We start from the raw sequence: 14,038 nt of genomic DNA, 5'->3' as shown, positions 1-14,038 counted from the left end.
CGCCCCCCCCCCCCCCCGCCCGGCGCTTCGCGCCGAGCCTGCTTTCGCAGGCGCAAGGTCAGAGGCAGGTGAAGGGCATGGGATCGCCAAGCTCAACCTCGGTCGAGCTGTCGCCAATCGTAATCGTGACTGTCTGATGTTCACGGAATCCGGCGATCAGAGTTTCCCATTCCACGGGGTTGGCCGTCGCTTTTCCGTAGCGCCCATGCACCATTGCCGCGCCGATCCTGTTGCCATCGGGAAAGCTGAAGCCCACCTCGGCCGACAGGTCGGGGTTGTCGCCGGCTTCGATCAGGACGGCGCTTTCCGTGGTCCCGTAGACCGTATTCGGATCACAAACCAGCGAGACGACCACGCCTGCATTTTCCGTGCGGTAGAGATCGACCCCGCGCTCATGCTCATGTTCCCAGGCACTTGCCACAGCGGGCGATGCCGTCAGAATAATTACGCTGCAAATCAATGCTTTATGAAACTGCATAGGCTGCCTCCTTTTGGGAGACAGCCTAGCATTTTGGGAACAAAAAGGGAAGATTATTCAAAGGTTTCGGCGGTTTCCGACCATCTGTCTTGCCAAACGTCGAAAGAGGCAACCGCGCGCCCCTCGGGGTTCTTCAAGGTGATTTCCCCGCGCGTCTTCGGATCGCGCATATACGCCGCGCCAAAGACGCGCAGGGTCTTCGAGCTGGTCGAGTAGACCGTGCCAAGGCTTCGCCCGTCTTCCTCGGCCGACAACGAAAACATTGGTGTCTTACTCATAGATGACATTTTCCCTACGCCCGTCCTTCCAGCGCGGAAGTATCTCGCCGGTGTTCCACTCGTAGAGCCATCCGACGATCTCGCGCGTCCTGGCATCGAGGATGCGCTTGATTGCTTTCGCTTCCAGTCTTTTTTGCCTCGGCATGGTTTTCACTCCGTTTTTTTGATCCACGGAGCGCCCCGTTCCCGCGCCTTTTTCATCATTGAAAGGAGGGTAAGCGCCCGCTTACCCCTGCCGAGCGGCGAGCGTGAGAGGATGGGGGTGAAGCAAAATCGACAGGGGTGGTGCGGCCCGCAGGCGCAGCCGAGGACACGGCCCTGTCTATTTTGCTTCAGGGGGAAGGAAGCCGAAACTCCTTCCCCCTTCTATGCAACAACGTGACGCGGCTTGCCGCGTCTTCTAATCCTTCTTCTGGCGAAGCTCTTCGATGACTTCATCAAGGCAGGTCCAGAACACGGGTTCGAACTGGCCCCGCACCATCGCGCTGTCGGATTGGAGACGAAGCGGATCATGCTTTTCGCGCAGATCGTCCAGGATGTTCGCGGGGAGCCGTTTCGTTGTGTGGTAGCCTTCACGCATCGGAAGGCGATCTGCCTCGGGCTTTTCAATATATTTAGCCTTCAGCTCGAACCTGGCCGTTGCCCGGCGTCCGGCAAGCACGATCACATCGCGGGCGGCGATCCCCTGCCCTTCCAGAGCATCGAGCTTCTTGCCCTGATCGACCTTCACAGCAGCGTCGAGGCGCGTTTCCCGTTTTTCGGCGGCGGGTTTTGGTGCTTTGGGGGCCTGCGGTTCTCGATCTTTCTCCACGCGCGGGCGAGCGGGCTTATCAGCTTTGGGCTTGTTGGCAGAGGGAGTGTCGGTTTCAGGATCAGGCTTCGCATGTGCTGGCGTTTGTTCAGCGGCCGGTTCCACGGGAGCGGAGGGTTTCGGGATTTCCGCTGCGAAGGTTCCGGCGCTTTCGCGAGTGGTTCCGAAATTGGTGGTGTATTCAGGGTTGAAGCCCTTGATGTTCGGACGTTGCTTTCGGGCCATTATGCGATCCCTCCAATGTCCTGAAGGATCGCCAGTGCTTCGTCCAGAGCCTCTTCATAGTGCTTTGCGTGGGTGCGCAGCAGAGGGTTCGGATCGTTGCGTCGTGCCTCCGCGAGATAATGGAGAAATCCGAGGCTGGCGGCGTCTTTATGCTGTTTGCGCTCCATGAAGTAGTTCTGGACGACCGGGAAGGATTGAACCGCTTCCAGCTCAAGTTGCTGTTCGGTTTTACTCATCCGTGCGGGAACGCTTGAAAGAACGACATGGAAGGTCGGCAGGTTTTCGGGATCTTCGGTCCTGCCCCGGAGGTCAACATACCATTTGTGGGTGTCTTGCGTGATTTCCATGTCGTCGTTGGACAGCATCATGGGCACCACAAGAATGTCGCTGAAGGCCGCGAGATCGTCGGCCCAAGCACCAGCGGCCCCAAGCGTGTCAACGAAGACGAAATCCGTTGACCCTTCTTCCCAGACAGCATCCACCCGCGCCTCGAATGCTTCGGGTGACTTTAGCTCTTCGATGGTGAAATTCGGGTCTTCGATCTTCAGCTTCTCAGCCCATCGAAACAAGGCTTGTTGCGGGTCGGCATCTAGGACAAGGCATTTCTTGCCTGCGTTCATAGCTGCACTCGCCAGGGCACGGGTCAGCATCGTCTTTCCGGCGCCGCCTTTGCGCGTCATGACCGTGATGACTTTCATGTTTTCGTTCGGCATTGCTCGGCCTCATGTTCAGTGTTGATTGTTCAGTGTTGCTTGTCCGGTGATCCGGGTTGACTGTCGCTTGTCGCTTGTCGCTTGTCGCTTGTCGCTTGTCGCGTGGTAACTGTTGCCTGTTACTTGTCCCTTGTCTCTTGTCCCTTGTCGCGTGTTGCGGGTCAAGTGTTTTCTGTCCAGTGTAAAGTGTCCAGTGTCCAGTGTCCAGTGTCCAGTGTCCAGTGACCAGTGTCCAGTGTCGCTTGTTGCCTGTCGCGTGAGCCGTGTTGCTTGTCGTTTTTCGCGTGGCAACTGTTCTTGGTTGCGTGTTGCGTGTTGCGTGTTGCGTGTTGCGTGTTGCGTGCGGAGCGTTAGGGAGGCGACGGAGCCGAAAGGGGCAGCGTGGTGCCTCTCTTCCACATCGCAATCAGACCGTTCGCTGGAACTGTCTGCCTCGGTCGGGGGCGGCATGGCGCATAGGAGCGCCGCAGCGGCTCTCTGAGGGCGCTTCAGAGGATTCTGAGGGGGGAGGGTGCGGAGAGGCGCTTCTAGCGCCTCACAGGGCATTTTTAGAGGGGTGGGCCGGAGCGGCCCAGATCGAACCAGGGTTCGATCACGGCACGGGCAAGCCGTGCCTGATGCGGAATACAGCCGAACTTAACGGCTTCGACACTCGACACAATCCCCGGATTGCGTCGAAGCCTATTCGTCTGTATGAAGGTGGCAGGAAATAGGAAGTGTATGTTCAGTATGTCATCGCGCCGCCGTCTGACCCGTGAAGAACGGCTCGCCATCGTCCGCGAGAGCGGAAAAGGCATTTCCGCAAAGGCACTTGCGGCGCGTTTCAAAGTGACGGAACGGGCGATCTACTACACGGTTCGCACTGAAAAAGAGCGCCGCCGCGAAAGCAGCATCAGGACGCGCCAGGTCAGCGTAACCGTTACCGAAGAAGAGCTTCGCGCGTTCGATGCCGTCTTGAGCAAGAACGGGATCAACAGCAGATCGGATGGTTTGCGCCGCCTGATCCAGTGTGCGAATGGCGTTTTCATCCCCGATGAACACCTGTCTTCTGAGCTGAGCAGCTTCCGTGCAGCCCTGAATCGTGTGGGCAATAACGTCACCCAAATCGCCAAGCGCATGAACGAGGCGAACAAGAAGGGCCTTCGACCGCCCTTCGGGCCGGGCAGTCTATCGCAGATGCGGAGCCTTGCCGGGTTCGTTCTAGACTTTGCCGATCAGGTTCATTCGCTAGCAGAGCGTCGCCGCAGTCACCTGACATTGACGGTCAATGCCGCCTTGAAGGAGCTGGCAGATGGCGAAGAGTAACGCGGTTGCCACCGTCACTGGTGAGCTTTTCCAAGAGGGGTGGAGCAAGGTTCGAGGCTCTATGCAGGGCCTGGGTCAGAAGCGGCAGCAGATGGCCCGTGCCGGGGCGGGGCATCGAGCGGCCGTTTTCAAGGCAATCCGGTCAGGCGGAACGCACACGCGGGGTCAGCTCGTCAATCAGCTTGAGTATCTGACCACAAAGAGTTCGCATATCGTGGACAGCCGTGGCGTTCTCGATGGGAAGCGCCAGTTGAGCGCCGATGAAATCAAGAGCGTGGCAGATCGTTTCACCGAGCGTTGGGACAAGGGTTTCAACCCCAAGATGGGGCACACGACCCATCTGCTTATGTCGTTCCCTGTTGGCACGCGCGGCGCTGATGTTCGAGACATTGCCAGCGACGTTTGCGAACGGTTCTTCGCCACGGAAGACCGCAATTTCGACTACCTGATCGCGGTGCATGAGGATCGGGCTCACCCTCATGCCCATGTCGTCCTGAACCGGCGGTCCCAGGAGGGCGAGTTCTTCTATCTGGGGCGGGATCACCATTTCAACTACGACGACTTCCGCACGGCGATGGTCGAAGAGGCTGAAAAATATGGTGTTTGTCTCGAAGCAACGCGCCGTTTGGATCGGGGTGTGGTAACATATCAGCCGCGCACCAAGGAGGTTTACGCGGCCAAGGAAGAGGGCAGGGAGCCGGTTGGACGTGTCCGCGTGGGGCGCGATCTGGACCGCGCACTGGCGGAGATCGCCAGCAATACGAAGGTTTACCGTTCACTGGCCGCCGAGGCGTCGGCCGAGAACCGTGAGGATATTGCAAACGCCTTGTTCCGTGCCGGTGAGCTGATGGCACGGGGCGGGCATCTTGAACAGAATGGAGAAGTTTACATGGCCGAGGAACAGTCCTTTGATGATCTGAGAAGCAGCTTTGCCGCACGGATGGAGCGCGTTGAGGCGATGGTTGCCAGCACGCCCGAGGCGCAGCGACCCCAAGCGCAAGCGCGTCTCAATGAAATCTATCGGGGGGTTGCGCACATGCAGCCTCTTGGCACCCGTTCGCAAACGCTACTTGATGCGCCTTCGACCGATGGGGTCTATTCCGAAACCAATGTGAACCGCGATGCCGTCGAGCGGCTGCGCGAGCCCGAGACGAGGGCGCAGATCGAAACGGCTTTGCGTGGCACAGGCATTTCGTCCGAGACGATCATCGCACGGATCGAAACCACAGCGAATAACGCTGCGCTGGAACGCCAATGGCTTTCCGATGATTTGAGCCGCATCGCGGAGACTGATGGGCTCAATCTCGAACGGCGCGAAGATCTTCAGCAAGCGGTGGACAAGCTGGACCAGGTGCATGTCCAGCTAGGGACCGCGCTCGAACGGGCCGAGGTTCTGCGCGACGATGGGGTGTTCGAGGACGATCCGGATTATCAAGACTTCCTGCGCGATCAGGCGAACGATGAAGTCTATCGGGAACGTGTCAGCGATGAGCTGCGGACTGAGGCCGGCGTAATTCGAGCTGAGAATGAGGGCATTTCCGCACGAGAGGCTGAGGCCGTGGCCGAGGTCGAGAAGGGGGTTCGTGACAATTTCGACGGGCCAAACAATGACTATGCCACGTTCGAGCCTTTGGTGATCGAGCGGGATCGTGCGGCGCAGGGGCGCACAAATGTCAGCACCAACGCGGAGCTGGGCATGGCGTTCACGGCCCTAGCAAAAGAGCGCGCGGCAGGAGGTATGTCGGTTGAAGATCAGCGCCGGGCCGATGCTTTGCTGCGCGACACCGCTGACAGGTATGGTGCGCAGATGCGCGACGGGTTGGTGCGCGAGGATACCCGCGAGTTCCGTTCGCATGAGCATGAGGATTTTGAGGGCTACAGTGCTGAAGTAGATCGGTTCGAGCAGGATCGCTTGCGCGAGTTCGATGATGCGATGCGTCCCTATGAAGTCGAGACCGACAATGAGGGCGGCGTTTCCCATCAGGCTCATATCGAGCAAGCCAGTCTTGATCGCATGAGCAGCCGCATCCGCGACGAGCTTATGTCAGCCGATCAATCGGAGCACTTCGATACGCGCTATGATCGTGTGCAGGCTATGTCCGAGGACGGGCGGATCGAGGCAATGGCACGAGAGCGGATTGCAAGCGAGCAAGCTGATTATCTCCAAGACAAGCCGGAAATCCTGGCGTCCCCGGACCTGATCTATCGTGACCAGCCCTATCAGGAAACGATTGTCGATCGCGACCTATACGACCGGATCGAGGCGGAGGCCCGCGCCGCCGGAGCTGACGAATCCGCCGATGTGAAGGCGACTGTCGCAGATGGCTTCAAGGCCCGGTATCCGGACATGCCCGATCACCTTGCACGGGGTCTGGGTCAGACCTACGCCACGGCAATGAGCATTCGGGACAGTGAGCGGGTTTCCGAGGTGGCGGCGCAACGTGAACTGACCAGCACCGGGCGTAGTCCTGAGATCGAGCGTGTCATTGCTCACGAACGCGACGACAAGATCAACCCGACCTTCGCAGACGAGGCTAGTGGCCGCGCCTATCGTGAGGAAATCGAACGCGAGCTGGATGACGAGCGGATCGAGGCTTTGCGCGAAGGTGATGCAGATGCCTTGGAGAACGTCATTGATGACCGCCTGGAACGGCTCTACGCCGCGAAAGCCTATCTGCAATCGGATGAAGCGACGGCCAACAGCGAGGCCACCCGCGAGGTCATTTCCGAGATTGCCGATGAAGAATACGATGCGCAGCGCCTGAAGCATGTTCAGAGCCACAGCGAAAAGGGGCAGACGCATGGATAAGGGCAAGATCGCAGTCGGCGTAATCCTCCTGACGCTGGTTTCGGCCGCTGTCGGCTATGTGGTTGCGACCGCCTACCTCACGTTTCGCGACTATGGGCTGTCGGCTGAGATCGACTTCTTCTGGCTGGCGCAGAACTACCTTGATATGCGGATCGTCCGCCCCAACGACTTCGAGAAGGTCAATCTCATCATCGGCGGCTTTGCCTTGGCCGGGATGCTTCTGAGCGCGGTTCTGTCCGGGTCGGCACTCACCCGCTTCGGGCGCACCCATTGGCAGAAGGCCGCTGAGATGGCCCGCAACGGGTTTTTCGGTAAACCCGGCACAGGGTTTATCCTGGGCAAGATGGGCAAGCCGAAGTCGCGCGGAAAGCTCATCACGTCGAAGGTTTTTCCTCACGCATTGATCGTTGCACCGACCGGGCGGGGGAAAACCACCGGCTTCGTTATCCCGAACCTTCTAACCTTCAAAGGGTCCGCCGTGGTCCTGGACGTGAAGGGGGAGAATTTTGAGCATACAGCCCGGCATCGAGCTTCGGAGGGCGACAAGGTTTTCCGCTTTGCTCCGACCGATTGGCACGACCGGCGCAGCCATCGCTACAATCCGCTGCTGAGGATCTTCGAGCTGGACGATCCTGACCGAAAGCAGATGGAGCTTCAGCTTCTCGCCTCGCTCTTCCTGCAAGCTGACAGTGATCGTGTCCAAGGGCTTCTGAAAGGCGGTATCGACCTCTTCGTTGCGGCCGGTCTTCTGGCCTTCGAGCGGAAGCGGCCCACCTTGGGCGAAATCTACCGGATCAGCGCGTCCGGCGGCAACAAGCAGAAAGAGTTCATGAAGCGTCGGGACGAGGTTCGGAACCACGCTGCGAAGCTGATCTTCGAGCGGCTTGCATCGACCAACAACGATACGCTGACCTCCTATGTGTCGCTCTTGATGACCTCGGGCCTCGATCAATGGAGCAACCCGGCGATCGACGCGGCCACCGTTGAATCGGACTTCGATTTCCGGACGATCCGCAAGAAGCCGTTCACCGTCTACCTGGTCGTTGCTCCGAACATGGTCAAGCCGATGGCCCCGCTGATCCGCCTGTTCTTCTCCGACCTGATTTCATCGCTTCAGGACAAGGAGCCGGGCAAGGATGAACCCTGGCCTGTGATGATTATGCTGGACGAGTTCAACCGCCTCGGGAAGATGCCCATCGTGGTCGAGAGCATCGAGACGCTGCGCTCTTACAAGGGGCACTTGGCTATCGTCACGCAAACGATCCCGGCGCTGGACGAGATATATGGCGAAAACACCCGCAGGGCGTTGCAAGGCAACGCCGGTGTGAAGCTCTACCTCACGCCCTCCGATGAAAAGACCGTCGAAGAGCTGAGCAAGGCCGTGGGCAAGACGACCAAGCGCGTGGTCACGCGATCCCGGTCGATTGGTCGGAACCCCTTCGAGGGGCGCAGCATGTCCGAACGCACCGAAGAAACGTCTCTTTTGCCGGAAGATGAGGCGCGGCGGATGCCGCTCGATGACATTGTGATGGTCGTAGACGCACAAATGCCGATCCGGGCAAAACGCATCCAGTATTACGACGATCCGTTTTTCAAGGCGATCCACGGCGCACAGAAGGGCGAGCTGCCTTTCCCTGAGCGGACCTTGAAAGCCGTCGAGCCGGTGATTGCGGAAGAACCGGAGGACGAGGCGCAGCCGGCGCCGGCGTCAGCGCCGCAGGAGGCGGCCGAGAACCTTTCCGTGAAAGAGGCCAGCGATCAGCCCCATCGAGCAAAGCTGAAAACGTCGAAGCGCAAACGGTCCAAAGCTGTCGCCCAGGCTGCGCAGGCGACTCGGGACATGGACGAGCGCCAGCGCGAGTTCGACCTGTCTGTTCAGCAGAGGCTCGATCTGCCCGAGCCGGGCGACATTTCCGATGCTGACGTGCAGGCGTTGCGTGATGCCGATGCAAAGCTGGCAGAGTTCGAGGCGAGTTTCACGGAAGGGCAGGGAGGCGAACGCGCGACCGCGGCCGAGTAGCGATGCCCTTGCCGACCAACACAAAGTAAAAGGCCCGCTTGCGCGGGCCTTTTTCAATCTCCGAGGCGGTCAGCTCGATCTTTCATGCGCTGCATCTTGGCACCCGTTCCGGTCGGTGGTGGGGCGGTCCCGGTCGATCCGCCGTCATTCGCCGGAGGCGGTGAGCGCATGGAGGCCATCGCCCTACGAGCCCCTTGATACACGGTCATGCCTGCCCGATCGGCACCGGAGGCCGTGCCTACGCCATAACGGTTCATGGCTTGCTGACTTCCCATCGCAGCTCTGCCGAACGCATAGGTTCCACCCATACCAGCGGTCATTGCAGGCATGACGATGTTGCCCGAGATCGAACGGACGATGAAAGGCGTCGCGATCAGGAACCCTTTCGCCATGAGGATCATCATGAAGAACGGAATCAGCGCGCCAATACTTGAGGCATTTGAAGGATCACCAAGCCGCGAGATCAAGGCTTGGGCAACACCGACGATGGTTGCGAAGACCCCGGCAACCACAATTGGGTAGATTGAGAACGAAATCAGTGCGGACAGCCATCGGGCAAAATAGTCTTTCGTCACATCGAACAGGGTAAGGAAGATCATGACCGGCGCCATCCCGATCAGCAGCGCGATCATCAGACGGGATGCGACCATGATAAAGGCGGCAAGGCCCCCGAGGACCGAAAGAAGAACCACGCCTAGGGTGTCGAGCAGGGCACCAGCCATCCAGTTAAGATTCGATCCGGCCGCGTTGAGATATTCCCCTAGCTCTTCGATTAGATCGTCAAATTCTTCAGCGAACGTGCCGGATGGGCCTGGTTCGCCTCCGCCTACCGATGCCACCAAGGAACCCGCGATGCTGTCGATCCCGTTGAGAATGCCGTCAGCAAGATAGTTGAATTGGGCCCAGTTCGTCGCAAAGATGCCAACTAGAGCGATTTTTACGGCGAGCCAAAATGAGGTTCTGGCATCCACGCTTCGCACTTGGAGCGCCATATTGACGAAGACAAGGATCACCAGCAGGATCGAAGAAAGCGTGATTACCGTTCCCACCGTTGCTGCGACCGATCCGAATTGCGTTTCAGCCGCGTCGTCAAGGTAGTCCGAGGCCGTTTCAACAAAGTAGGTAACGATACTCATTTAAGCCTCACCAGTTGCCTTGTGATTCACAGATGGGCATTGCCTCCTGTCGAAGCTCATTCGCTGTTCTGCGGTATTCGGAGGTTCGGTCCAAGATTTCATGCCTGCTCAGACCAGAATAATGCTCGAAGTAGTATGCCGAGGCATCATCCCAAGACGGAAATCTGGTTTCGCATGAGCATTCGCCGGCCTCTACAACAGCTTGGAGGCTTTGAGCGCGATACATCTCTTGCACGAGGTTCATCTTGTGCGCTTCCCGCACGTCTGCGTTTACGATCCAGTCAGGCCGGGGTGGCCGATCCGGGCAAACTCGCGGCGCGCTGTCTAGCGTCGGCACGAATTGCGCGGCGGCAGCCACAGGAGAGGTAGCCAGGATCGCTATGCTGATGGTCTTAATCACGCCGCATCCTCCTCTTCACCTGAAGCACTTTCACGGGTCAAGAAGACATGGATGTTCGACCCGGCACGCCCTTCAGCATTTGCGTGGACCACGGAGACTACCTTGAAGCCTGCCTGACCCCATTCCCTGAGTTTGTCGGGCATGGAGTTCATGCTCTTTGCCGACAGAGGATCGAAAGTCATCACTTCGTTCTCATAGGTTTTCATTGCTCTGGTCCTCGTTTTCGTTGCCCGGCAGGTAAAACTCCGTTATGCCCCGGTCGCCGTTGTGCCGCCCGGCTTGGATAATCACGTCTATTGAACTTTCGATATACTGTATCATGTCGGCATAGGTCATCGGCACATCCGTCTTCAGGGCGGCGATGGCGAGGCGCTGAACCGCCAGTTGCGGCGTTTCCGCGTGGAGCGTCGTCATCGAGCCGCCGTGCCCGGTGTTGATGGCCTCTAGGAAGGTCATCGCCTCGCGCCCCCGAACCTCACCCAAGACGATGCGGTCCGGCCGCATCCGCAGCGTGGAGGTAAGAAGAGTGTCAGCGGATTGCGTCTCCACATCGCGGTTCGCGATCAGGGTCACGACATTCGGCTGGTTCGGCAGTAGCTCGGCCGCTTCCTCGATTGTCACGATGCGCTCATCTTCCCCGACATATGAGAGGATCTTCCTGGCCGCGACGGTTTTCCCGGTGGACGTTCCGCCGGAAACCACCATGTTCATTTTGTTCTCGACGCAGAACTTGATCGCGGCGTAAATGTCCCCGCTCTTCACGACCTGGCGCAGCTCGCGGTTCCGTTCCTGTCGGACGCCTTCAAGGCTGCGTTCTGCACCATAGAGATACTTCAGCTCGATCTTTTCCAGCGGCAGGGTAGAGAAGAAGCGCAACGAGATCGAATGCCCTGTCTGGACGGCAGGCGGTTGGATCACCTGCGCCCGGATCGGTCGGCCGCGATACTCGATGCTTACGGAGACGATGGGCTTCTCTTTCCCGATCCTAGTATTTGCCCCGGACGCGATCTGGTTGCCCAGGTCGCGGATTTCCGTCTGGCTCATGGACGCATCGAGAAGGCGCATGAAGTGATCGCCCTGAAATTCGCCCCAGACACGGCCATCGGGGTTGATGCAAATCTCGATCACATCATCCCGCATGGCGTCAGGCAGCTTGTCGAGCGATGCTTGGAGGTAGCTGGAAGTCATTCAGAAAATCTCCAAGTCCCGATCCACCATGACCGTAATCCGGGCACCTTGATCGACGTAGATCACCGGGCCGAGGGACAGGTAGTCGCTCATCACATCGTCGGTCGCATCTTGCAGGTCATCGCCCACGTCTTCAGCCACATCCGAGGACACATCATCGTCGATCTGGCTGGCGGCTACTGCGGGAACCGCGCCGAGGATCGAGATCAGGGCGGCAGAACCGAAGCGTTCACCGAAGCGCGTATCCACAAAGCCCGTGACGCCCGACCGGCCCAACTCATCGCCACCGAACGAGCTGATGGTGACAGTCTGGTTCGTCGGCAGAATGATCCTGTCCCATGCGACGGTCACACGTTGCTGGCCCACATTGAGGCCCGAGCGATAGCGCCCGATCAGCCGCGAGCCGCGAGGGATCAGGACACGCGACCCGTCATAGGAATGCACGTCCTCCGAGATAATCGCCCGAATTTGGCCCGGTAGAGAGCTGTCCAGCGCCGTTTCGGTGACGGCTTGGATCATCGTGCCCTGAACCACCGTGTTCGATGGGTTGGCGATGACCTCGGCCTGCGTCACCTGCGAAGGCGATGCGCCATTGAGAACGAAATCGGTCACTTCTCCGAGCGTTCTTTCCGACAGGGCGCTTTCATCGCTACCTGCACCGGAGTTGCCAAATGCGATCATGGGCGAGTTGATCCGGGCTTCCTGAAATGCGGCCGCCTCCGCGCGCCGGCGTTCCAGCTCGGCAAGGCGCGCGTCCTCTTCATTGCCCCCCGGCCGCATCGGGTTTTCTTGATCCAATCGGGCAATCTCAAGTTCGGAACGCAGGCGCTGAAGCTCGCGATCCCGCGCTGCCAGTTCCTCCTGAAATTCCGACCGGGCATCTTCCGAAGCCGCCTGAAGCGCCGCGACCTGTGCCGTCAGAGCTTCGAGCGCGGCCGCGGCCGATCCATCGTCGGCCGGTGCGTTACGGAGTTCCGCAATCTCGGCCTGAAGAGCTTCGAGCTGCGCTCGAAGTGCCGCGTCTCCATCGTTTTCAACTTCCACGACTTCAGGCTCAGGCGGGGCAGGGGGCACGAACGGCTCGATCGCGCCGAAGCCGTCGCCCTCTTCCTGAAACTCGGCCGGGCGCGCGGTAGGCAGCGGACTTTCCGGTTCATCAGACGGCAGGGCCAGGTATGCGATCAGGCCAATGGCCGCGATTGCGCCGACACCGGCCAACGCCACCTTGGGCGACGGCCGTTCCTTCTTGCGCCCGCTATCGCCTCCGGCTTCGAGCGCGGCCAGGCGCTCTTCAAGATCCTTTTCGTCGCTCATGATCCGGTCCCTCCGGCGCTATTTTCCTGAATGCAGATGACGGTATCGCCAAGGCGCAGAACCCACTGGCGGTTCACCCCTGACACGCGAAGAACGCCGTCCTCGATCTGCTGGCTGTTCACCGTCCGCTCGCGGCCTGCCGAATACTGGAAGATGGCAGGGACCGGGGCGTTTGGAGCAAAGCGGAAATAGGTGAATGTCCCATCGTCCCACACCGCTGTCGGCGTGATTTCCGAGCGTCCCGAGGCGGCATAGTTGTAATTCGGTGCCCTTTGCGCGACAGCATTCGTCGGGCGCGCTCGATCCTGTGGATACCGGAATTGGACAACGTAATAGGTCGGCGAGGACGATTCCGTGACGGTGAAATAGTAGCTGCGCCGATTGGTATAGACCGTGATGTTGGTGCTAACGCCACGAGCCAAAGGCTTGACGGCGAAGGCACGGCCCCCCGGAACGCCGTCGAGCTGGAAGCCTTCCGTGTCGCCAGCAAGGATCGAGCGGATGGTTTCGCCTTCACCAAACTCCACACTGGTCACATGGGTCAGGCTGACGCGAAGGCGGTAGACCTGCCCGTCAGCGTAGGTTGCGATCCGAACACGGCTGTCATGGCTGCCCGCCCTCGGGTTGCTCTCCGCGAAGGCCGGAGCAACCGCCAGGGCAAGAGCGACGGACAGAAGGCCGGTTTTGAGCATCTTCATATCAGTTCTCCATTCTGTCCGAGCGAATTGCGTATTCGGTGACGGTGAAGCCGAACGGGTTCGTCCAGACCTCATCAATCTGCCGCCGCTCTTCGGGCCGGAAGTCGAACATCAGCGTGACCGTGAACAGGCCAGCTTGGACGCCCTGCTGCGACGTGAGCCGCTTGCGAAGGCGCACAGTGGCCCGGTTGTCCCCGATCCGGTTGATGCTCAGAATTTCAACGTCGAGCCGGGCATCCGGGCCGTAGACGTTGGGCGGATAGTTCTCACTTGCACTGTTCCAGAGCTGGCGCAGCGAGGCAGCGGCGTTGCCGTCCGACATTGCCAGCACCCCGCGAACGCGCAGGTCGTTGTCGAGCTGGTTGTAAGTCTCCCGCTGGGTGACATAGCGGAAGACCGCAGCTTCAATGACCGCCTGGTTCTCGGTGACGCGCACGGCCCCGACAGAGGCATTCGGCAGGGCCATGCCGGTATTGGGATCGTAGGGAACGACAACCGGCGCAGGATCAACATCGAGGACCGCGACCGCCATTCCTCCAAGGCATCCCAACACGCCGAAACCCAAACCGACGAAGGCCAGCTTCTGCCAGAGCTTTTCACGGCGACGGGCACCGTAAATCAGCTCTTCCTCAATGATTTCTTGATCCTTAGCCACTTGCCTGC

The 14,038-nt window shown here is 59.5% G+C and carries 15 protein-coding genes; 3 read left to right on the top strand and 12 right to left on the bottom strand.

The window, feature by feature from the left end; genetic code table 11:
* Positions 1-58 precede the first annotated feature (58 nt).
* The 5 genes from VK682_RS23440 to VK682_RS23420 form a co-directional block, all read right to left on the bottom strand.
* Positions 59-478, bottom strand: coding sequence for a hypothetical protein (locus VK682_RS23440; protein ID WP_093744124.1), 420 nt, complete (start codon positions 476-478; stop codon positions 59-61).
* 53 nt (positions 479-531) lie between these two features.
* Positions 532-756 (bottom strand): hypothetical protein, encoded by a 225-nt coding sequence (locus VK682_RS23435; RefSeq protein WP_324782629.1) that lies wholly within the window; start codon positions 754-756, stop codon positions 532-534.
* On the bottom strand, positions 749-928 hold the full coding sequence (locus VK682_RS23430) for a hypothetical protein (protein ID WP_127562610.1): 180 nt from the start codon (positions 926-928) through the stop codon (positions 749-751). The genes VK682_RS23435 and VK682_RS23430 overlap by 8 nt, the downstream gene beginning before the upstream one ends.
* Before the next feature lie 228 nt (positions 929-1,156).
* On the bottom strand, positions 1,157-1,792 hold the full coding sequence (locus tag VK682_RS23425; protein WP_093744126.1) for a hypothetical protein: 636 nt from the start codon (positions 1,790-1,792) through the stop codon (positions 1,157-1,159).
* Complete coding sequence (locus VK682_RS23420) at positions 1,792-2,505, bottom strand: AAA family ATPase (RefSeq protein ID WP_093744127.1); 714 nt, start codon at positions 2,503-2,505, stop codon at positions 1,792-1,794. The genes VK682_RS23425 and VK682_RS23420 overlap by 1 nt, the downstream gene beginning before the upstream one ends.
* A gap of 720 nt (positions 2,506-3,225) precedes the next feature.
* Between VK682_RS23420 and VK682_RS23415 the strand changes: the two genes are divergently transcribed.
* The 3 genes from VK682_RS23415 to VK682_RS23405 are packed head-to-tail and all read left to right on the top strand — an operon-like array spanning position 3,226 to position 8,639.
* The gene (locus VK682_RS23415; RefSeq protein WP_324782628.1) at positions 3,226-3,810 is read left to right on the top strand and encodes a ribbon-helix-helix domain-containing protein; all 585 of its coding nucleotides are present in this window, start codon (positions 3,226-3,228) and stop codon (positions 3,808-3,810) included.
* Positions 3,797-6,619: a relaxase/mobilization nuclease domain-containing protein gene (locus VK682_RS23410; protein ID WP_324782627.1), complete on the top strand. Its 2,823-nt coding sequence runs from the start codon at positions 3,797-3,799 to the stop codon at positions 6,617-6,619. The genes VK682_RS23415 and VK682_RS23410 overlap by 14 nt, the downstream gene beginning before the upstream one ends.
* Entirely contained in the window at positions 6,612-8,639 is a 2,028-nt protein-coding gene (locus VK682_RS23405; protein ID WP_324782626.1) for a type IV secretory system conjugative DNA transfer family protein, read from the top strand. The genes VK682_RS23410 and VK682_RS23405 overlap by 8 nt, the downstream gene beginning before the upstream one ends.
* 53 nt (positions 8,640-8,692) lie before the next feature.
* Here the strand turns inward: VK682_RS23405 and VK682_RS23400 are convergent, their stop codons facing one another.
* From VK682_RS23400 to VK682_RS23370, 7 genes are read right to left on the bottom strand one after another with little or no spacing between them, the layout of a single operon-like run.
* Positions 8,693-9,775, bottom strand: coding sequence for a TrbL/VirB6 family protein (locus tag VK682_RS23400; protein WP_324782624.1), 1,083 nt, complete (start codon positions 9,773-9,775; stop codon positions 8,693-8,695).
* A gap of 7 nt (positions 9,776-9,782) precedes the next feature.
* Positions 9,783-10,175, bottom strand: a complete 393-nt coding sequence (locus VK682_RS23395; RefSeq protein WP_324782623.1) for a hypothetical protein — start codon at positions 10,173-10,175, stop codon at positions 9,783-9,785.
* Positions 10,172-10,381, bottom strand: a complete 210-nt coding sequence (locus tag VK682_RS23390; protein ID WP_074647473.1) for a hypothetical protein — start codon at positions 10,379-10,381, stop codon at positions 10,172-10,174. The genes VK682_RS23395 and VK682_RS23390 overlap by 4 nt, the downstream gene beginning before the upstream one ends.
* A complete protein-coding gene (locus VK682_RS23385) occupies positions 10,368-11,363 on the bottom strand; it encodes an ATPase, T2SS/T4P/T4SS family (RefSeq protein ID WP_324782622.1) in 996 nt (331 codons plus the stop codon). Before VK682_RS23385 ends, VK682_RS23390 begins: the two co-directional genes overlap by 14 nt.
* Positions 11,364-12,677 (bottom strand): TraB/TrbI/VirB10 family type IV secretion system protein, encoded by a 1,314-nt coding sequence (locus VK682_RS23380; RefSeq protein ID WP_324782621.1) that lies wholly within the window; start codon positions 12,675-12,677, stop codon positions 11,364-11,366.
* Positions 12,674-13,369: a TrbG/VirB9 family P-type conjugative transfer protein gene (locus VK682_RS23375; RefSeq protein WP_074647481.1), complete on the bottom strand. Its 696-nt coding sequence runs from the start codon at positions 13,367-13,369 to the stop codon at positions 12,674-12,676. The genes VK682_RS23380 and VK682_RS23375 overlap by 4 nt, the downstream gene beginning before the upstream one ends.
* A 7-nt stretch (positions 13,370-13,376) precedes the next feature.
* Positions 13,377-14,030, bottom strand: a complete 654-nt coding sequence (locus tag VK682_RS23370) for a VirB8 family type IV secretion system protein (RefSeq protein WP_074647470.1) — start codon at positions 14,028-14,030, stop codon at positions 13,377-13,379.
* Between the last annotated feature and the right edge of the window lie 8 nt (positions 14,031-14,038).

Source organism: Salipiger marinus (genome assembly GCF_035481585.1).
Classification (GTDB): Bacteria; Pseudomonadota; Alphaproteobacteria; order Rhodobacterales; family Rhodobacteraceae; genus Salipiger; species Salipiger marinus.
The sequence above is the reverse complement of the archived record's forward strand: the minus strand, read 5'-3'. Positions and strand labels throughout refer to the sequence as shown.